The following is a 20,066-nucleotide window of genomic DNA, read 5'->3' on the forward strand; positions in this document are numbered from 1 at the left end:
ATGGGTGCCAACGACCACAGCATTATCGAGCGCTGCCCCCGGATTTCGCACCCATGATTGAACCTACGCTGAACTACGTACTGTGCCCAGGCCCCGCGGCCGCGCCGGAGACTCCAGACCGCGCACCCGCTCCCGCACAGCAGCACCGCATGGCGTACTGGGAGTGGAATGCCACCGGCAACCCGGCGCACCCGCACGTCATCGTCTGCGTGCATGGCCTGTCGCGCCAGGGGCGGGATTTCGATACCTTGGCCCGCGTGCTGAGCCAGCATGCCCGGGTGGTCTGCCCCGACGTGGCGGGCCGAGGCCGCAGCGATTGGCTGGCCGACCCCATGGGCTACCAGATTCCCCAATACGCGGCGGACATGCTGGCATTGCTGGCGCAGTTGCACCAGCAAGCCCCCATCACCACGCTGGACTGGGTGGGCACGAGCATGGGCGGGCTCATCGGCATGGGCATCACCGGCCAGCCGGGCCTGCCCTTGCCGGTGCCTGTGCGCCGGCTGGTGTTGAACGATGTGGGGCCTGTCATCCAGTGGCAGGCGCTGCAGCGCATCGGGCAGTATCTGGGGCAGCCCGCACGTTTTGGTTCGCTGCAGCAGGCGGCCGACGCGATGTGGGCCATCTCCACCAGCTTTGGCCCCCACACGCCCGCCCAGTGGCTGGACTTGTCGCGCGCCATGGTGCGCGAGCTGCCCCAGTCCGCCGGAGGAGGCCTCACATTGCACTACGACCCGGCGATTGCCGTGCCGTTCAAGACGCTGACGCAGGAGGCTGCGGCGGCGGGCGAGGCGGCGCTGTGGCAGCTGTATGACCACATCACGGCCCAGACGCTGCTGTTGCGTGGTGCGCAGTCCGACCTGCTCTCGCGCGAGACGGCGCAGGCCATGGCGCAGCGCGGGCCCCATGCCCAGGTGGTGGAGTTTGAGGGTGTGGGCCACGCGCCCACGCTGGTGGCGCCCGACCAGGTCGCCGCAGTCGCGGATTTCCTGCTGACGGCAGAAGGCGCTGTGGCCGGATGAAAACCAACCCTCCTGCGCCAGCGTCTCTCACCCCCCAGACCGACGCCGTCCCCCAGCTCATCGCAGCCACGGCGCACACCCTGCCGGAGCAGGTGAACGCACTGGCGCGCGCACGCGCGTTTGCCGAACCCCTGATGGCGGGCGAGACGCTCGACTCTGGCGAGAACACGCTGGCCCACGCCGATGCGGTGGCCGCCATCCTCAAGGGCATTGGCGGCTCCGAAGCCATGCAGGCGGCCAGCTATCTGGTGCATGCCTGCATCCACCTGAACAAACCCGAAGAAGTCATCGCCAAGGCGTTTGGTGCCAACTTTGCCGCGCTGGCGGTGGAGACCACCAAGCTGATGCGCGTGCAGCAGCAGGCCCGCGCGGCCGCACCGCTGGACGACCCAGCCGTGCAGACGGAGAACGTGCGCAAGATGCTGCTGGCGTTCTCGCGCGACCTGCGTGTGGTGATGCTGCGTCTGGCCTCGCGCTTGCAGACGCTGCGTTTTCATGCGGCCAGCAAACGCCCCGTGTCGCCCAGCCTGGCGCGCGAGTCGCTGCAGGTGTTTGCGCCGCTGGCCAACCGCCTGGGTATCTGGCAGGTGAAGTGGGAGCTGGAGGATCTGTCCTTCCGCTTTCTGGAGCCCGACACCTACAAGGAAGTGGCCCGCCTGCTTGACGAAAAGCGCGGCGAGCGCGAGGTCTACATGGAGCATCTGCGCGCGCGGCTCGAATCCGACCTGCGCGCCCGCAGCATCAGCGCCACTGTGGCGGGCCGCCCCAAGCACATCTACAGCATCGTCAAGAAGATGCGCGGCAAGTCGCTCAACTTCGACCAGGTGTTCGACATCCGCGCGCTGCGCGTGGTGGTGCCCACAGTGAAGGACTGCTACGCCGCTCTGAGCTGGGTGCACGAGCAGTTCAAGCCCATCGTGGAGGAGTTTGACGACTACATCGCCAAGCCCAAACCGAACGGCTACCAGTCGCTGCACACCATCGTGCGGGACGACAACGGCAAGCCCATCGAGATCCAGATCCGCACCCAGGCCATGCACGAACACGCCGAGCACGGCGTTGCAGCGCACTGGGCCTACAAGGAGGCGGGCGCCAAAGGTTATGCGGGTGTGTCTGCGACGGGCGAGTACGACGCCAAGATCGCCGTGCTGCGCCAGCTGCTGGCGTGGGAACGGGACCTGGCAGGCGCATTGCCCAACCGGGGCTTGTTCGAGGACCGCATCTACGTGTTGACCCCTGATGCGGCTGTGGTAGAGCTGCCCCAGGGCGCCACCCCGGTGGACTTTGCGTACTCGGTGCACACCAGCCTGGGCCACCGCTGCCGGGGCGCCAAGGTCGATGGCGTGATGGTGCCGCTCAACACGCCCCTGCAGAACGGGCAGACGGTCGAAATCTCCACCGTCAAGGAAGGGCGCCCCTCGCGCGACTGGCTCAATGCCGAGCTGGGTTATCTCACCAGCAACCGTGCCAAGGCCAAGGTGCGTGCCTGGTTCAACGCCCAGGCCACGCACGAGACGGTGGCGCGGGGCCGCGAGGCGGTGGAGAAGCTGCTGCAGCGCGAGGGCAAGACCGCCATCAAGCTCGACGACCTCGCCGTGCAGCTCGGCTTCAAGTCGGCCGACGCATTGTTTGAAGTGGTGGGCAAGGACGAGTTTTCGCTGCGCAATATCGAAACGGTGCTGCGCCCGCCCGAGCCCGTGCTGCAGCCCGACGACTACCTGCTGCTCAAGAAAACGCGCACCAACGATGCAGCCCCCAAGGGCGGTGTGCTGGTGGTGGGGATCGATTCGTTGATGACGCAACTGGCCAAATGCTGCAAGCCCGCGCCGCCGGACACCATCCGCGGCTTTGTCACGCGCGGCAAGGGGGTGAGCGTGCACCGTGCCGACTGCAGCAACTTCCGCGAGATGGCGGCACGCAATGGCGAGCGCGTGATCGAGGTGGAGTGGGGCGTGCCCAAGCCTTCGGCGTCGGCGGCGGTGTACCCGGTAGACGTGGCGGTGGAGGCTGCTGATCGCCAGGGCCTGCTGCGCGACATCTCGGAAGTGTTTGCCCGCGAAAAAACCAATGTGATCGGCGTGCAGACCCAGTCCGTCAAAGGCACGGCCTGGATGACCTTCACGGTGGAGGTGTCTGATTCAGGCAGGCTGAACAAAGTGCTGGGCATCGTGGCCGGGGTGCAGGGCGTTCGGTCGGCCCGCCGCCGTTGAGAGGCGGACGGGCGGGATCCGCGGGCCCGCGCCTTGGCGCTTTGTGTGATTTGTCGCGCGATGGCCCCGAGTGGCTGATTTTTATGGCTATAATCGTGGTCTTGATAACGACAGGCGCGTAGCTCAGCTGGTTAGAGCACCACCTTGACATGGTGGGGGTCGTTGGTTCGAGTCCAATCGCGCCTACCAAGTTTTTGTCTGAAAGAAACCAGCTTTCGGTACCAAAAAAAACTTGGCAACAACACCTCTATCGGTGTTCACGCAGCAAGCCACCGCAAGGTGGCTTTTTCGTTTCTGCTTCTTTCTTCCCTTGCCAGGGGCTGCTGGAGGTGTTGTGCGCTAAAGGCCGCACGGCATACGGCGTCTCACGCATCAGTCGCCCACGCGACACTTTGATGCCCGGCATCATCAGGGTATTCCTTTGCCGCTGCGGCGCGGCAGTCTCCCTAGAATGTGCTGCACTGCAATACATGGGTTTGAGCCCGAGGAGTTCGTTGTGTCCGAACCGAAAAGCGCTGTGTCCAAGTCGGCCCAGCGCGTCATCAAGAAGTACCCCAATCGCCGTCTGTACGACACAGACACCTCCACCTACATCACGCTGGCCGAGGTGCGCCAGTTGGTGATGGACCACCAGAACGTAGTGGTGCGCGACGCCAAGACGGGCGAAGACCTCACGCGCAGCATCCTGCTGCAGATCATTCTGGAAGAAGAGGCCGGCGGTGCGCCCATGTTCACCGAAGCGGTGCTGGCCAACATCATCAGGTTCTATGGCCATGCCATGCAGGGTTTCATGGGCGCGTACCTGGAGAAGAACGTTCAGGCATTCACTGACGTGCAAACCAAGCTGGCCGAGCAGTCGCAAAGCGTGACGCCCGAGATGTGGGCGCAGTTCATGAACCTGCAGTCGCCCATGCTCAAGGGCATGATGGGCAACTACGTCGAGCAATCGCAATCCATGCTCACGCAGATGCAGGAGCAGATGCAAAAGCAGACCGAGCAGATGTTGGGCGCGTTTGGCATCAAGCGATGACCCGCTGAGTGGCCCGCGCGGCGGAGTGGCCCTTGCGCGTGGCTAGCTGGCCTGGGTAGTGCCCGTTTCAAGGTTGCACAGGGGCAAATAGGGCGCTGAATCGGCAGCGCCACCCGCTCCACGCCGGAACTGGGACAATAGGGGGATATGAGCGAAGCAATTGCCCCCACCAAAACACCCAAAGTCGGATTTGTCAGCCTGGGCTGCCCCAAGGCGTTGACCGATTCGGAACTGATCCTCACGCAGCTGAGCGCCGAGGGTTACGAAACCTCCAAGACCTTCCAGGGTGCGGACCTGGTCATCGTCAACACCTGCGGCTTCATTGATGATGCCGTGAAAGAAAGCCTGGACACCATTGGCGAAGCCCTGGCCGAGAATGGCAAGGTCATCGTCACCGGCTGCCTGGGTGCCCGCGCCGGCGAAGATGGCGGCAACATGGTGCGCCAGATGCATCCCAGTGTGCTGGCCGTCACAGGCCCCCACGCCACGCAGGAAGTGATGGACGCCGTCCACCTGAACCTGCCCAAGCCCCACGACCCATTCATCGATCTGGTGCCCGGCAGTTTTGGCATTGCGGGCATCAAGCTCACGCCCAAGCACTACGCCTACCTCAAGATCAGCGAGGGCTGTAACCACCGCTGCACCTTCTGCATCATCCCTTCGATGCGCGGCGACCTGGTGTCGCGCCCTATCGGCGATGTGCTCAGCGAGGCCAAGGCCTTGTTTGAAGGTGGCGTGAAAGAGCTGCTGGTCATCAGCCAGGACACCTCGGCCTATGGCGTGGACGTGAAGTACCGCACCGGCTTCTGGGACGGCAAGCCCGTCAAGACCCGCATGCTGGAGCTGGTGCAGACGCTGGGCGAGATTGCCGAGCCCTACGGCGCCTGGGTGCGCCTGCACTATGTGTACCCCTACCCGAGCGTGGACGAAGTGATCCCGCTCATGGCCACGGGCAAGGTGCTGCCTTATCTGGATGTGCCCTTCCAGCACAGCCACCCTGACGTGCTCAAGCGCATGAAGCGCCCCGCCAGCGGCGAGCGCAACCTGGAGCGCATTCTGCGCTGGCGCGAGGCCTGTCCTGAACTGGTCATCCGCAGCACCTTCATTGCGGGCTTTCCGGGCGAGACCGAAGAAGAGTTCCAGCACCTGCTCGACTTTGTGCGCGAGGCGCAGATCGACCGCGCAGGTTGCTTTGCCTACAGCGATGTGACCGGCGCCGCCGCCAACGAGCTGCCCGGCATGCTGCCGATGGAAGTGCGCGAAGAGCGTCGCGCGCGCTTCATGGCGGTGGCCGAAGAGGTGTCGATTGCCAAGCTGCAGCGCCGCGTGGGCGCCACCATGCAGGTGCTGGTGGACCACGCTCCCGCCCTGGGCCGCAAAGGGGGGGTGGGCCGCACCTATGCCGACGCGCCCGAGATCGACGGCACCGTGCAGTTGTTGCCGCCCGAGAAGATCAGCAAGACCATGAAGGTGGGTGAGTTCACCAAGGCGCGCATCGTCGGCGTGCAGGGGCACGACTTGGTGGCGCAGCCCATTTGATTGCTATCTAATTAATAGCAATACGCCCATGGCGCACTAGCGCATGGGCTTGAAACCATCAAAAAAGGCTTCCCGAGGGAAGCCTTTTTCTTTTGGGTGATCTCCTGCGAGGGAGATGGGCTGTAAGCCCTTGCTGCCCTTAGACGCGCTTGCGGTATTCGCCGGTGCGGGTGTCGATTTCGATCTTGTCGCCTTGGCTGACGAACAGGGGCACAGGCACTTCAAAGCCGGTGGCGATCTTGGCGGGCTTGAGCACCTTGCCGGACGTGTCGCCCTTGACGGCGGGTTCCGTCCAGGTGATTTCGCGCTCGACGCTGGTGGGCAGTTCGACCGAGATGGCCTTGCCGTCGTAGAACACCACTTCAACGGTCATGCCGTCTTCCAGGTAGTTCAGCGAGTCGCCCATGTTTTCGGCTTCCACTTCGTACTGGTTGTACTCGGTGTCCATGCACACGTACATGGGGTCGGCGAAGTAGGAGTAGGTGCACTCCTTCTTGTCCAGGATCACGTTGTCGATCTTGTCGTCGGCCTTGAACACGACTTCGGTGCCGAAGTTGCCGATCAGGCTCTTGAGCTTCATGCGCACGGTGGCTGCACCGCGGCCGCCGCGGGCGTATTCGGTCTTCAGGACCACCATGGGGTCCTTGCCGTGCATGATGACGTTGCCGGCGCGGATTTCTTGAGCGATTTTCATAGCAAGTTGCTTGGGTTGGGGCCGCTCAACGCGCGGGCTGACAAACCACCTGGTTTGCACGCCGATGCATGTTCTGCGGCGAAAGTGCGCGGGGCGCGGGCACTGACATGCCGCACCTGATTTGCGCAAAGCCTCGGATTTTACCGTTTTTCGGCGACAAAGCCCAAAAGTTGCGCCACAAGGTTGTCTTGCGTCAGCAGGCGTGCACGGGCCGCCCGGGTGCAGCGCGTCCACTCGGCCAGGGTGTTGTCGTCGGGCCATTGCAGCGGCGCGGCGTCCAGCCCGTTCCAGGTGGCGTGGAATCGCCGCAGCGACTCAGGGGCTTGCAGCCAGTCCAGAAAGGCCCAGAGCTTGTCGTGGTGGGCGTTGTCATGCTGGGGGTAGATGTGCCACACAAACGCCTGCCCGGCCCACAGTGCGCGCACCAGAGAGTCCTCGCCCCGCACGGCGTTGAAGTCGCAGGCCCACAGCATCTCGTCAAACGCCGCCTGGGGCCGGTGGGGAAGGAAGGACATGGACAGCAGCCCCTGCTGGCCGTGCAGGGGTTGTCGCTCCTGATCGCCCTGGGTCTCGGCCAAGGCGGCCCGCACTGCGGCGGCCGGGCGGCCGGGCGTGACCAGCAACTGGGTGGGCCGCAATGCGCATTGGCGCAGCAGGTCGGCCAGCGCGGGGGGCTCGTAGCAAAACAGCGACACCCAGCGCGTGCCCGGTGTCTCGTCGCCCATGCCAAACTGGGCCCGGTGCTCCGCGCGCCATGCGCTGCGATCAAACGCCTCGCGCTGCTCCATCAAGTGGGGCTCGCGCAGCAGGCCGCCGGTGCCGGCGGTAAAGCCGGGGTAGAAGAACCAGCGCGTCCACCCCGACGCCGGGCCCGACAGGATGGGCGAGGGCAGGCGGTGAGTGCGCTCCACGTAGGCCTCGGCAGACAGGTATTCCAGGTTGATCCAGACAGGTTTTGGGCATTTTTGGCCAGAAGCGCTAGTGGAATATGCGCTATATGCTATGAATTCGGGAGCAATGTCGCAGCCGAACGCCTCCACCATCACGTCGGGTGGCGGTTCGTTCGGGCCCGGCGGTGGCGTGCCCCAGCGTTTTACTTCCACACCGGGGCAGCCCTCCGGGGTCATCCATTCCAGCGCCGATGCATCGTCCACCCACAGGCGCACGCGGTGCCCCAGGCCCGCCAGCTGCGCCACCAGGCGCCAGCACACGCCGATGTCGCCAAAGTTGTCGATCACGCGGCAGAACACGTCCCATTGCAGGGCGGCGAGGGGGCGGTGCATGGTCATGGGGCGGGCGCGGGTGGTTGCGCGCGCAAATGGTCCACCAGCAGCTGCGCCACGCTGGAGAGGGATTCTTCCGAGCGTACGCACAGCATCAGTTGTCGGTGCGCCCACGGCTCGTTCAGCGTGACCACGCGGATGGGCTGCGAGCCCTTGTACAGCGCGGCGCTGCCACGCGGCATCACGCCCACGCCCAGGCCGGCGGCCACCATCAGGCAAAGCGCGTCGTAGCTGGTGACCTGCATGCGCAGCCGTAGCTGCAGGCCGGCCTCGGAGGCCGCGCGGGTCAGCTGGTTGTTGATGGCGCTGCCCGGGTGTGCGCCCACAAAGTCGTAGGGCAGGGCGTCGGCCAGCCGGGCCGACTTGCGCCGTGCCAGCGCATGGCCCGTGGGCACCACCAGCACCAGCTCGTCGGTGCGATAGGGCAGCTGCACCACGCGGTCGCCGTACTGGCCCTGGTTCAGGATGCCCACATCGGCTGCGTTCTCGGCCACGGACTGGGCGATGGCCGTGCTGATCTGCTCCTGCAGCCGCACGTCCACCTGCGGGTGCAGCGCCATGAAGCTCTGTAGCTGCGCCGGCAAGAACTGCGTGATGGCCGAGATGTTGGCCACCACCCGCACATGGCCGCGCACGCCCGCTCCGTAGTCGCGCATCTGGCTGGCAATGCCGTCCAGGTCGTTGAGCACACCACGCGCCAGGTTCAGCAGCGCATAGGCGGCAGCCGTGGGCTCGGTGCCCTTGTTGCTGCGGGTGAACAGCGCCACACGCAGCGCGTCTTCCAGGTCGGCCAGGCGGCGGCTCACAGCCGATGCGGCGATGTGCTCGCGCGCAGCAGCGGCGGCGATGGTGCTTTCTTCCATCACGGCCACAAACAGGCGCAGGGAGACGGGGTCGAGTTTCATGGAGGCCTGATGGTAACAAGCGCAGCCACTGCCATGCCGGTTTGCGATGGCATCTTGTTGCTTGAGCGATTTACGGCCCCGCGCGCCCTGCGCATCATTCGCCCCGAGCCACCCCAGCGTGGGGCTGGCCGCAGGAGACAACCCCACCCATGGATTCCATTGCTTCCCCCGCCGCACTGCAAGGCGTGCGTGTCATCGAAATGGGCCAGCTCATTGCCGGGCCGTTCTGCGGCAAGACGCTGGGCGAGTTTGGCGCCGACGTGATCAAGATCGAAGCCCCCGAAACGGGCGACCCCCTGCGCAACTGGCGCCTGATCAAGGAAGGCACTTCCGTCTGGTGGCAGGTGCAGTCGCGCAACAAGCGCTCGGTGGCGCTGGACCTGCGCCAGAAGGAAGGCCAGGACATCGCCCGCCAGCTGATTGCCGAGGCCGATGTGCTGGTCGAGAACTTCCGCCCCGGCACGCTGGAAGGCTGGGGCATGTCGCCTGAGGAGTTGCACCAACTCAACCCCGGCCTGGTGATGCTGCGCATTTCCGGCTACGGCCAGACGGGCCCCTACCGCGACCTGCCAGGCTTTGGCGCCATTGGCGAGGCCATGGGCGGCCTGCGCCACCTGACCGGCGAGCCCGGCCGCGTGCCGGTGCGTGTGGGCGTGTCGATTGGCGACACGCTGGCGGCGCTGCACGGCACCATCGGCGTGCTCACGGCGCTGTACCACCGCAAGGTCAACGGTGGCAAAGGCCAGGTGATTGACGTGGCGCTGCACGAGGCGGTGTTCAATGTGATGGAAAGCCTGATCCCCGAATACAGCGCCTTTGGCGCGGTGCGTGAGGCCGCAGGCAGTGCGCTGCCGGGCATTGCCCCCAGCAACGCCTACCCCTGCACGGACGGCTGGGTGCTGGTGGCAGGCAATGGCGACAGCATTTTCAAGCGGCTGATGGATGCGATTGGCCGGCCTGACCTGGGTGCTGCGCCGGACCTGGCCAACAACACCGGCCGCGTGGCCCGCGTGGAAGAGATCGATGCGGCGATTGGTGCCTGGAGCGCGCAGCGCACCGTGCAGCAGGTGCTGGATGCATTGGGCGCCGCCCGCGTGCCCGCTGGCAAGGTCTACACCGCCAAGGATATTGCCGAAGACCCGCACTACCGTGCCCGCGACATGCTGCTGACCCAGCAGACGCGTGACGGCTACAGCGTGGAGGTGCCGGGCATCGTGCCCAAACTCTCGGCCACGCCGGGCACCATCCGCAGCAGCGCGCCGCACCTGGGTGACGACACCGATGCGGTGCTGGCAGAAATGGGGCTCAATGCCGAGCAGATTGCGTTGCTGCGCAGCAAAGGAGTGGTGCAATGAACGTACCCAGCACCGTTTGGCAAGGCGCAGGCCGCCGCATCCACATGCAGGAAGTGGGCCTGCGCGACGGACTGCAGATGGAGAAGACCTTTGTTTCCACCGAAGACAAGATCGCGCTGTGCAATGCGCTGTCGGCGGCAGGGCTGTCCAAGATCGAAGTGACCTCATTCACATCGCCCACCGCCATCCCCGCGCTGAAAGACGCCGAGATCGTGATGCGCGAGATCACGCGCCGCCCTGGCACGGTCTACACGGCGCTGGTGCCCAACTTGCGCGGGGCAGAGCGTGCCATCGAGTCGCGCACGGACGAGCTGAACCTGGTCATGTCCGTCAGTGCCACCCATAACCTGGCCAACCTGCGCATGACGCAGGAGCAGTCGTTTGCGGCACTGGCGCAGGTGGTGGCCCTGGCGCAGGGCGCCAACGTGGCAGTGAACGTGTCGCTGTCGTGCGTGTTCGGCTGCCCCATGGAAGGCGATGTACCCGAGGCCAATGTGTTTGGCTGGGTGCAGCGTTTTGTGGACCTGGGCGTGCGCGGCATCACGCTGTGCGACACCACGGGCATGGCCTACCCCACGCAGGTGCACCAGCTCACGGCGGCAGCCCGCGCGCGCTGGCCGGGGGTGGAGTTCACCCTGCATTTCCACAACACGCGGGGCATGGGGCTGGCCAATGTGCTGGCGGCCATCGACGGGGGTGCTGACCGGTTCGATGCGTCGCTGGGTGGCCTGGGCGGTTGCCCCTACGCGCCGGGCGCCAGCGGCAATGTGTGCAGCGAAGAGATCGTGCACGCGCTGGCGCTGATGGGTTATGACACGGGCGTGGACCTGGCCCGGTTGGTGGCCGCCGCGCAGCAGTTGCCTGCGCTCATCGGCCACGACATTCCGAGCCAGATCGCCAAGGCGGGGCCGCGCTTGACGCTGCACCCGGTGCCTGCCGATTTCGATGCCATCCGCGAAAGAGCGCTGTCCCGCTGAAAGCGGGCGCGCCTGCATCCCCCATCACCACAGGAGACAAAAACCATGAGCTTCCCCGCCCCACTGTCACGCCGCCTCTTCACCGCTGCCGTGTTGTGCTCTGCCGCCTTCGCGGCGGGCGCGCAGGACAAATACCCGTCCAAACCCATCACCGTGGTCGTGCCCCAGGCTGCGGGCGGTGCCAACGACGCTATTGCGCGTGTGGTGGCGCAAAAGCTCGGCGAGCAACTGGGCCAGAGCGTGATCGTGGAAAACCGCCCTGGAGCCGGCGGCACGCTGGCCACGGGCACCACCGCCCGCGCGCGCAACGATGGTTATACCCTGCTGCTGACGGCCGACAGTGCCCATGTGATTGGCCCTGCGCTTTACAAGAACCCTGGCTTTGATCCCGTCAAGGACTTCACGCCGGTGGCGCCTGTGGCCACGGCGGGGTATGTGCTGGTTGCGCATCCGTCCTTCCCGGGCAACACAGTGGCGGACCTGGTGTCGCTGGCCAAGGCCAGCCCCGGCAAGTATTCGATTGCCTCTGCGGGCAATGGCACGCTGAACCATCTGATTGGCGAAATGCTGCAAAAAGCCGCAGGCATCCAGCTGCAGCACATTCCCTACAAGGGCTCGGCCGCAGCTGCCACCGACGTGGTAGGCGGTCAGGTGCCGCTGTCGGTGCAAAGCCTGCCGTCGGCCATTGCGTTCATTAAGGCCGGCAAGCTCAAGGTGCTGGGCGTGGTCAATGAAAAGCGCGTGGCGGCTCTGCCCGACGCTCCCACCATTGGCGAGACGATCAAGGGCTTTGGCCAGGCGCCCTGGTATGCGCTGTTTGCTCCGGCGGGCACACCCGCGCCCATCGTCGCGCAACTGCAGGCCGAGGTGGCCCGCGCGCTGGAGCACAAGGATGTGGTCGAGAAACTGGCCACTGTGGGCTGCGAGCCCTTCAAGGGCACGGCAGCGCAACTGGCGGCGCTGGTGCAGTCCGACCTGCCCAAGTGGAGCCGCGTGGTCAAGGACACGGGCGCCACGGTGGATTGAGCCGTGCGCCGCTGTCTGCCCCTGCTGCCTTTTTGACATTCAGACTTTTCACAACAACGACAACGGAGATATCGCTTTCATGAAAACCACCCGCAAGCAGTTCACCACCCTGGCCCTGGCCGCACTGGCCACGGGCTTCATCGGCCACGCAGCTGCGCAGGGCGCCTACCCCACCAAGAACGTCACCATGGTGGTGCCCACCGCCGCCGGCGGCACCACCGACCTGTCGGCCCGCATGTTGGCGCAGGCCCTGGCGCCGGTGCTGGGCCAGTCGGTCATCGTGGACAACAAGGGCGGTGGCAATGGCAACATTGCGGCCAGTGCGGTCAAGCGGGCCGAGGCTGATGGGTACACGCTGCTGATGCAGTACTCGGGCTACCACGTCATCTCGCCCCACATCACCAAACAGAAGCAATGGGAGCAGAGCGACTTCCAGCCCGTGGCCAATGTGATCTCGGCGCCGCAGATCATCGTGGTGCGGGCCGACCTGCCGGTGAAGACGCTGCCCGAGTTAATTGCCTACGCCAAGGCCAACCCCGGCAAGCTCAACTACGCCTCGTCAGGCAACGGCTCGCTGCAGCATGTGACGGGTGCCATGCTGGAGCAGCAGGGTGCCATCAAGATGGTCCATGTGCCCTACAAGGGCACAGGCCCCGCGCTGCAGGACCTGCTGGGCGGCCAGGTGGACCTGACCTTTGGCACCGCGCCGCCCTTCATGCCCCACATCGCCAGCGGCAAGCTGCGTGTGCTGGCCGTGACGGGCAAGCAGCGCCTGCCCAGCCTGCCCGATGTGCCCACCACCGCTGAGGCGGGCTACCCCAAGGTCGATGCCACCTCGTGGTTTGCGGTGTTTGCCCCGGCCGGCGTGCCCAAGGCCGTGGTGGACAAGCTCACGGCCGATATCCGCACCGTGGTGCAGAACGCGGCCTTCCAGCAGAAGGCGCAGGAGCAGGGCGCCACGGCCGACTACCAGACCCCGGCACAACTGGGCGATAAGGTGAAGGCGGATCTGGCCAACTGGGCGCAGGTGGTGAAGACCTCGAAGATCGAGGCGGAGTGACCGAGGGGCGGTGTTTTTGATCAAAATGGCTGCCAGCGCTAGTTGAATAAGCGCTGGCAGCTATTTATTTGATAGTGAATGGGGCAGGCCGCGCCCGAGGCCACAATACGCGCCATGTCCCATTCCGAAGAACTCCTCGCGCAGGTGGCTGCGCTGCCTGCGCTGCCGGGCGTGTACCGCTATTTCGACGCGCAGGATGCGCTGCTGTACGTGGGCAAGGCGCTCAACCTCAAGCGCCGGGTGTCCAGCTACTTCCAGAAGAACCATGGCGGCACCCGCATCGGCCACATGGTCAGCAAGATCGTGCGCATGGAGACCACGGTGGTGCGCTCCGAGGCCGAGGCATTGCTGCTAGAGAACAACCTCATCAAGACGTTGAACCCCAAGTTCAACATCCTGTTCCGCGACGACAAGAGCTACCCCTATCTGAAGATCACCGGCACGCCGGGCGCGCACACACGGGGCGATGCGCCGGGGCAGGTGTTTCCGCGCATGGCTTACTACCGGGGCGCGGTCGATAAAAAGCACCGCTACTTCGGTCCATACCCCAGCGCCTGGGCCGTCAAGGAAACCATCCAGTTGCTGCAAAAGGTCTTCCGGCTGCGCACCTGCGAAGACACGGTGTTTGCCAATCGCACACGGCCCTGTCTGCTGTACCAGATCAAGCGCTGCACCGGGCCCTGCGTGGACCTGATTTCGCCCGAGGCCTATGCCGCTGACGTGTCGCACGCCGAGGCGCTGCTGCGCGGCGAAACGCAGGAGCTGCTGCAGGCGCTGGAGGTGCGCATGATGGCGCATTCGGACAAGCTCGAATTTGAGCAGGCGGCCGAGGTGCGCAACCAGATCCAGGCGCTGTCGCGCGTGCTGCACCAGCAGTCCATCGAGACGGTGGATGACAAGGATGTGGACATCCTGGCTGTGCGTGTGCAAGGCGGCCGCGCCTGCGTGAACCTGGCCATGGTGCGCGGTGGCCGCCACCTGGGCGACCGGCCGTACTTTCCGGTGCACGTCGAAGATGCGGCGGCGGTGTTTGAGGAAGAGGGTGGCGATGGCGCAGACGAGGCGGTGGCCACCCCGTCTCGCCCCGCGCGCCCGGTGGAGGCGCTGGTACTCGAAGCCTTCATCGCCCAGCACTACATTGGCGTGCCCGTGCCGCCGTTGCTGGTGACCAGCGTGCCCGTGGACAAAGCATTGCTCGACGCGCTGACCGAACAAAGTGGCCTGCGTGTGAACGCCATCCACCAGCCCCGCGAACAGCGCCGTGCCTGGCTCGACATGGCGCAGAAGAACGCTGACCTGCAACTGGCGCGGCTGCTGGCCGAAGAAGGCTCGCAGCAGGCCCGCACGCGGGCGCTGGCCGAGGCGCTGGATTTGCCGCCCGAAGACCTGGAGCAGCTCACCATCGAGTGTTTCGACATCTCGCACACGGCGGGCGAATCCACCCAGGCGTCGTGTGTGGTGTTCCATCACCACAAGATGCAGAGCAGCGAATACCGCCGCTACAAGATCGAGGGTATCACCGGCGGCGATGACTACGCCGCCATGCGCCAGGTGCTCACACGCCGCTACAGCAAAGTGGTGGAGGCGCAGCGTGAGGAGGGGGGCATCGACTTTGCCGCACCCGACGCGGAAGCAGGCGCGTCCACCCGCAAAGGGGTTGCCCGCCTGCCCGACCTGGTGCTCATCGACGGCGGCAAGGGCCAGGTGGGCGTGGCGCGCGAGGTGTTCACCGCGCTGGGGCTGGACCTGACCCGCATCGTGGGGGTGGAGAAGGGCGAAGGCCGCAAGGTGGGCCTGGAAGAACTGGTGTTTGCCGATGGCCGTGAGAAGGTGTACCTGGGCAAGGACTCTGCGGCACTGATGCTGGTGGCGCAGATCCGCGACGAGGCGCACCGCTTTGCCATCACGGGCATGCGCGCGGCACGCGCCAAGGTGCGTGTGGGCGGCGGGCAGCTCGAAGAAATTGCGGGGGTGGGCCCCAAGAAGCGCGCGCGGTTGCTGCAACGTTTTGGCGGGGTGCGGGGGGTGGCGTCCGCGAGTGTGGAAGACCTGGCCACCGTGGATGGCATCTCGCGTGAGTTGGCAGAAGAAATTTACAAGGCCTTGAGATAAGCCCCATGTGCCGTTCCACGGCCGTGCCGTGACACAATCGCCGCCATGTTCTGGACTATCCCCACCTTGATGACCTGGACGCGCATCGTCGCGATACCTTTGATCGTGGGGGTGTTCTACGCGCCGCTGGACCCGGCCATGCGCAACCTCATTGCCACCGTGATGTTCGTGGTGTTTGCCGCCACCGATTGGCTGGATGGCTATCTGGCCCGCAAGCTCAACCAGACCTCGTCCTTCGGCGCCTTCCTCGACCCCGTGGCCGACAAGTTTCTGGTCTGTGCATCGCTGCTGGTGCTGGTGCACCTGCAGCGTGCCGATGTGTTTGTAGCGCTCATCATCATCGGCCGCGAGATTGCGATCTCGGCCCTGCGCGAGTGGATGGCGCAGATCGGCGCGAGCAAGAGCGTGGCCGTGCACATGATTGGCAAGGTCAAGACCACGGTGCAGATGCTGGCCATCCCCTTCCTGCTGTACGACGGACGCCTGTTTGGCGTGATCGATACCGGCGTGTGGGGCACCTGGCTCATCTGGGCCTCGGCCGTGCTCACCGTCTGGTCGATGGTGTACTACCTGCAGAAGGCGTTGCCCGAGATCCGGGCGCGCGTCAAATAGTTCTCAAGTCTTTGATGCCTAAGGCGCTTGATAGATCAGCGCAGGCAGCTATATTTTCAGGAGCATCTGAATGGCGAAGCATCGCATTGCAGTCATTGCCGGTGATGGCATTGGCAAAGAGGTCATGCCCGAGGGGCTGCGTGTGCTGGACGAGGCTGCGCGCAAGTTTGGCATTGACCTGCACTTCGACCACTTCGACTTTTCGAGCTGGGACTATTACGAAAAGCACGGCAAGATGCTGCCCGACAACTGGAAGGACCAGATCGGCGGCCACGAGGCGATTTACTTCGGCGCCGTGGGCTGGCCCGAAAAGATTGCCGACCATGTCTCGCTCTGGGGCTCGCTGCTGCTGTTCCGCCGCGAGTTCGACCAGTACATCAACTTGCGCCCCGCGCGCCTCATGCCCGGCGTGATTGCGCCTGTGGTGCGCCGCGACGGCAGCCCGCGCCTGCCCGGCGAGATCGACATGCTGATCGTGCGCGAGAACACCGAAGGCGAATACTCCAGCATCGGTGGTCGCATGTACGAAGGCACGCCGCGAGAGATCGTGATGCAGGAGACGGTGATGTCGCGCCATGGCGTGGATCGCGTGCTGAAGTTTGCGTTTGAACTGGCCCAGTCACGGCCCAAGAAGCACCTGACCAGCGCCACCAAATCCAACGGCATCGCCATCACCATGCCCTACTGGGACGAGCGCGTGGCCGAGATGGCCAAGGCCTACCCCGATGTGAAGGTGGACAAGTTCCACATCGACATCCTCACAGCCCACTTCGTGCAGCGGCCCGACTTCTTCGATGTGGTGGTGGCCAGCAACCTGTTTGGTGACATCCTTTCGGATCTGGGCCCGGCTTGCACCGGCACCATCGGCATCGCGCCCAGCGCCAATCTGAACCCCACGCGCACCATGCCGTCGCTGTTTGAGCCGGTCCATGGCTCGGCGCCTGACATTGCAGGCAAGGGCATTGCCAACCCCATCGGGCAAATCTGGTGCGGCGCCATGATGCTGGACTTCCTGGGGTACCGCGCTGCGCACGATGCCATGCTGGCTGCGATTGAGGCCGTATTGCAACCCGGTAGTGGTGCTCCGCGCACCCCGGACTTGGGTGGCACGGGCACCACGCAGGAGGTGGGAAAAGCCATCGCGCAGGCGCTCGCGGCCCGTTGAGTACGGCTGGCTGCGGGGTGTCAATACGGAATGCTGCCGATACGGCGTGTTTGAGACAAAAACCCCCGCCAAGCCCTGTCGCAGCGTGAAATACGACTAGAATTCAAAACAACGCTGACGCAAAACAGCGTGTTGTATTGACACTCTGAAACTCGATGGCTTTAATCTGATGCAGCAGCCACTGCTGTGTATGCCAGTCATTCCCCCGCCTGTTTTTCACCAGCCCACGGCTGTGCTTTCAGGCGTGTGAAGACCAGATATCCGCGAGACATTCCATTAACTCTTTTCCGAGAGGCTTCTTGTGAACAAAACCGAATTGATCGAGCACATCGCTACCAACGCCGACATCTCCAAGGCCGCTGCTGCGCGTGCCCTGGAATCCACGATCGAGGCTGTCAAGAAGACTCTCAAGAAGGGCGGCACTGTGTCGCTGGTCGGTTTCGGTACCTTCGCTGTGGGCAAGCGTGCTGCCCGCACCGGTCGCAATCCCCGCACTGGCGCTACGATTAAAATCAAAGCTGCTAAAGTTCCGAAGTTCCGTCCTGGCAAGGCATTGAAAGATGCCTTGAACTGAGGATCAGTTTAGGTGGGGTCCTTAGCTCAGTTGGTAGAGCGGCTCCTTTACACGGAGTAGGTCGGCGGTTCGAGACCGTCAGGACCCACCATCACCGAACAAAGGCGAACGCAAGTTCGCCTTTTGTTTTTTGCCTTCTGAAAGATCGACCATGTTTGAATCCATCCGCAAGCACTCCAAGATCGTGATGATCTTCTTGTTCTTGCTGATCATTCCTTCGTTTGTGCTGGTGGGCATTGACCGCAACTACTTCTCTGAAAAGAGCCCGGTGGTGGCACGTGTCGATGGCAACAACATCAACCAGACGGACTGGGACAATGCCCATCGCATGGAGACGGATCGCATTCGTGCCCAGTCTCCCTCGGTCGATCCCAAGTTGCTGGACTCGCCCAGTGCCCGCTATGCCACCCTGGAGCGTCTGGTGCGTGATCGCGTGCTGGCGGCCGCTGCGCAGAAGATGCACCTCGTGACCAGCGATACCCGTCTGGCCCGCAGCCTGCAGGAAATCCCAGCAATTGCCGGACTCAAGCGAGCCGACGGTACGCTGGACGCCGATGCCTACCGCGCCCTGGTCGCCGCACAAGGCCTCACGCCCGAAGGGTTTGAGGCCAATGTGCGCCGCGACATCTCGGTGAACCAGGTGATGGGTGGCGTGATGAGCACCGCGTTCGGTTCTGATGCGCAGGTCAAACTTGCACTGGATGCTTTGTACGAGCGCCGCGAGATCCAGGTCGCCCGTTTCAATGCCGCCGACTTTGCGGGCAAGGTCACTCCCTCGGAGGCAGACCTCGAGGCTTACTACAAGGCGCATCCCGCCCAGTTCCAGCAACTGGAGCAGGCAGCCATCGAATACGTGGTGCTGGACCTGGACAGCGTACGGGCATCCATCACCCTGGGTGAAGACGACCTGCGCACCTATTACAAGGAGAACGTGGCCCGCATGATGGCGAAGGAAGAGCGCCGCGCTAGCCACATCCTTGTGAATGCCGCCAAGGACGCACCTGCTGCAGACCGTGAAAAGGCCAAGGCCCGCGCCACCGAACTGCTGGCCCAGGTGCGTAAGGCACCCGGCAGCTTTGCCGAGGTGGCCAAGAAATCTTCCGACGACAAGGGGTCTGCAGTGGCGGGCGGTGACCTGAACTTCTTTGCCCGGGGCGCCATGGTCAAGCCATTCGAAGAAGCTGCTTTTGCGCTGAAAAAAGGCGAGATCAGTGACCTGGTGGAATCCGAGTTCGGCTATCACATCATCCAGCTCACCGACATCAAGACACCCCGCCAACCCACGTTCGAAGAACTGCGTCCCACCCTGGAGGCAGAACTCAAGCAGCAGCAGGCACAGCGCAAGTTTGCCGAGGTGGCAGAGTCTTTCACCAACGGGGTGTACGAACAGGCCGATAGCCTGCAGCCCGTGGCAGGCAAGCTCAAGCTCAAGATCCAGACCGCCAAGGGCGTGACGCGAACTCCCGCTGCAGGCGCCAAGGGGCCTTTGGCCAATGCCAAGTTCCTCGAAGCACTCTTTGCCACAGACTCTCTGCAAAACAAGCGCAACACCGAGGCCGTGGAAGTAGGCCCCAGCCAGATGGCTGCTGGCCGTGTGACCACTTATACCCCCGCGCTCACACTGCCTTATGACGAAGTGAAGACCCGTGTCCGCACCTTGTACGTGGCCGAAAAGTCTGCCGAACTCGCCCGCAAGGAAGGTGAGGCCAAGCTCGCTGCGTGGAAGGCCGCTCCGTCGTCCGCCACAGGCCTGGCAGCAGCCACGGAAGTATCGCGCGAGCAAACCCAGAACCTGCCACGCGCGCTGATTGACGCAGCCCTGCGGGCGCCCACCGACGCGCTGCCAGGCTGGACAGGTGTGGATCTGGGGGCGGCTGGTTATGCTGTGGTCAAGGTCACCCGCGTGGTGCCGCGCCAGGTCCCTGATGCACAGCGCGCGCAGCAAGAGCGTCAGCAATACGTGCAGTGGCTGGCGACTGCCGAGGGACTGGCTTACTACGAACTGCTCAAGCAGCGCTTCAAGGTGCAGATCAAGGCACCCCGTCCCGAAGCTGTGACGACGGTGACTGCAGAAAATTAAGCGATTTGACGTCCGGGGGTAAAAAACCGGGCTATAATGCAAAGCTACGGTGGCTGTAGCTCAGTTGGTAGAGTCCAGGATTGTGATTCCTGTTGTCGTGGGTTCGAGCCCCATCAGCCACCCCAAACAGTAAAGCGCTGCAGCAGAAATGCTGCAGCGCTTTTTGCTTTTCAGCGCGTGGTTTTGCCTGTGTCTATCTCCTAGGTTGTATTGCGCCGCAGTGGATTGTTTCTTATCCATTGCTCCGTCGTCTGCGCACCAGGGGCTCGCAGGGCGCATACTGCATGCACTACCTTTCGGGAGAATTTTTGATGAGCCTTGTGATTCGCGACGCGTCGCCCAGTGAAAAACGCGGCAACGCCATGTCTGCGGCCCTGGCCAAAGAGCAACTGCAGTATGCGGTCTAGATCGTGCGCGAGGTA

At 64.1% G+C, this 20,066-nt stretch carries 16 protein-coding genes and 3 tRNA genes; 16 read left to right on the forward strand and 3 right to left on the reverse strand.

Features of this window, described 5'->3' with window-relative positions; translation table 11 throughout:
- Positions 1–53 precede the first annotated feature (53 nt).
- From C8C99_RS05350 to rimO, 5 genes are all read left to right on the forward strand, one after another.
- On the forward strand, positions 54–1,022 hold the full coding sequence (locus C8C99_RS05350) for an alpha/beta fold hydrolase (protein ID WP_108625164.1): 969 nt from the start codon (positions 54–56) through the stop codon (positions 1,020–1,022).
- The gene (locus C8C99_RS05355; RefSeq protein WP_108625165.1) at positions 1,019–3,232 is read left to right on the forward strand and encodes a bifunctional (p)ppGpp synthetase/guanosine-3',5'-bis(diphosphate) 3'-pyrophosphohydrolase; all 2,214 of its coding nucleotides are present in this window, start codon (positions 1,019–1,021) and stop codon (positions 3,230–3,232) included. The genes C8C99_RS05350 and C8C99_RS05355 overlap by 4 nt, the downstream gene beginning before the upstream one ends.
- A gap of 112 nt (positions 3,233–3,344) precedes the next feature.
- Positions 3,345–3,421 (forward strand) — tRNA-Val (locus C8C99_RS05360).
- A gap of 262 nt (positions 3,422–3,683) precedes the next feature.
- A complete protein-coding gene (gene phaR, locus C8C99_RS05365) occupies positions 3,684–4,262 on the forward strand; it encodes a polyhydroxyalkanoate synthesis repressor PhaR (RefSeq protein ID WP_233247163.1) in 579 nt (192 codons plus the stop codon).
- Positions 4,263–4,409: 147 nt separating this feature from the next.
- On the forward strand, positions 4,410–5,801 hold the full coding sequence (rimO, locus tag C8C99_RS05370; protein ID WP_108625167.1) for a 30S ribosomal protein S12 methylthiotransferase RimO: 1,392 nt from the start codon (positions 4,410–4,412) through the stop codon (positions 5,799–5,801).
- Between the two features lie 139 nt (positions 5,802–5,940).
- Here rimO and efp read toward each other — a convergent pair whose 3' ends face one another.
- The 3 genes from efp to C8C99_RS05385 all read right to left on the reverse strand — a co-directional run bounded on the left by efp (position 5,941) and on the right by C8C99_RS05385 (position 8,683).
- Positions 5,941–6,495 carry an elongation factor P gene (efp, locus tag C8C99_RS05375; protein ID WP_056642658.1) on the reverse strand — a complete coding sequence of 185 codons (555 nt, stop codon included), beginning with the start codon at positions 6,493–6,495 and terminating at the stop codon, positions 5,941–5,943.
- A gap of 140 nt (positions 6,496–6,635) precedes the next feature.
- Entirely contained in the window at positions 6,636–7,778 is a 1,143-nt protein-coding gene (gene earP / locus C8C99_RS05380) for an elongation factor P maturation arginine rhamnosyltransferase EarP (protein ID WP_108627052.1), read from the reverse strand.
- A 2-nt stretch (positions 7,779–7,780) separates the two neighbouring features.
- Complete coding sequence (locus C8C99_RS05385) at positions 7,781–8,683, reverse strand: LysR family transcriptional regulator (protein ID WP_108625168.1); 903 nt, start codon at positions 8,681–8,683, stop codon at positions 7,781–7,783.
- A gap of 149 nt (positions 8,684–8,832) precedes the next feature.
- On the opposite strand from C8C99_RS05385, the gene C8C99_RS05390 reads away from it, so the two are divergent.
- The 11 genes from C8C99_RS05390 to C8C99_RS05440 all read left to right on the forward strand — a co-directional run bounded on the left by C8C99_RS05390 (position 8,833) and on the right by C8C99_RS05440 (position 19,769).
- Entirely contained in the window at positions 8,833–10,038 is a 1,206-nt protein-coding gene (locus C8C99_RS05390; RefSeq protein WP_108625169.1) for a CaiB/BaiF CoA-transferase family protein, read from the forward strand.
- The gene (locus tag C8C99_RS05395; protein WP_108625170.1) at positions 10,035–11,015 is read left to right on the forward strand and encodes a hydroxymethylglutaryl-CoA lyase; all 981 of its coding nucleotides are present in this window, start codon (positions 10,035–10,037) and stop codon (positions 11,013–11,015) included. The genes C8C99_RS05390 and C8C99_RS05395 overlap by 4 nt, the downstream gene beginning before the upstream one ends.
- A 45-nt stretch (positions 11,016–11,060) precedes the next feature.
- Positions 11,061–12,041 carry a tripartite tricarboxylate transporter substrate binding protein gene (locus tag C8C99_RS05400; protein ID WP_108625171.1) on the forward strand — a complete coding sequence of 327 codons (981 nt, stop codon included), beginning with the start codon at positions 11,061–11,063 and terminating at the stop codon, positions 12,039–12,041.
- A gap of 79 nt (positions 12,042–12,120) precedes the next feature.
- Positions 12,121–13,101, forward strand: coding sequence for a tripartite tricarboxylate transporter substrate binding protein (locus tag C8C99_RS05405; RefSeq protein ID WP_108625172.1), 981 nt, complete (start codon positions 12,121–12,123; stop codon positions 13,099–13,101).
- A 114-nt stretch (positions 13,102–13,215) separates the two neighbouring features.
- Positions 13,216–15,213, forward strand: a complete 1,998-nt coding sequence (uvrC, locus tag C8C99_RS05410) for an excinuclease ABC subunit UvrC (protein WP_108627053.1) — start codon at positions 13,216–13,218, stop codon at positions 15,211–15,213.
- A gap of 45 nt (positions 15,214–15,258) precedes the next feature.
- Positions 15,259–15,825: a CDP-diacylglycerol--glycerol-3-phosphate 3-phosphatidyltransferase gene (gene pgsA, locus C8C99_RS05415; RefSeq protein WP_108625173.1), complete on the forward strand. Its 567-nt coding sequence runs from the start codon at positions 15,259–15,261 to the stop codon at positions 15,823–15,825.
- 70 nt (positions 15,826–15,895) lie between these two features.
- Positions 15,896–16,990: a tartrate dehydrogenase gene (locus C8C99_RS05420; RefSeq protein ID WP_108625174.1), complete on the forward strand. Its 1,095-nt coding sequence runs from the start codon at positions 15,896–15,898 to the stop codon at positions 16,988–16,990.
- Between the two features lie 301 nt (positions 16,991–17,291).
- Positions 17,292–17,564, forward strand: a complete 273-nt coding sequence (locus tag C8C99_RS05425; protein WP_008906675.1) for an HU family DNA-binding protein — start codon at positions 17,292–17,294, stop codon at positions 17,562–17,564.
- 15 nt (positions 17,565–17,579) lie between these two features.
- Positions 17,580–17,655 (forward strand) — tRNA-Val (locus C8C99_RS05430).
- 60 nt (positions 17,656–17,715) lie between these two features.
- Positions 17,716–19,644, forward strand: a complete 1,929-nt coding sequence (locus tag C8C99_RS05435) for a SurA N-terminal domain-containing protein (RefSeq protein ID WP_108625175.1) — start codon at positions 17,716–17,718, stop codon at positions 19,642–19,644.
- 49 nt (positions 19,645–19,693) lie between these two features.
- Positions 19,694–19,769, forward strand: a tRNA-His gene (locus C8C99_RS05440).
- Positions 19,770–20,066: the final 297 nt, after the last annotated feature.

The sequence above is a fragment of the Acidovorax sp. 107 genome, assembly GCF_003058055.1.
GTDB lineage: Bacteria > Pseudomonadota > Gammaproteobacteria > Burkholderiales > Burkholderiaceae_C > Acidovorax.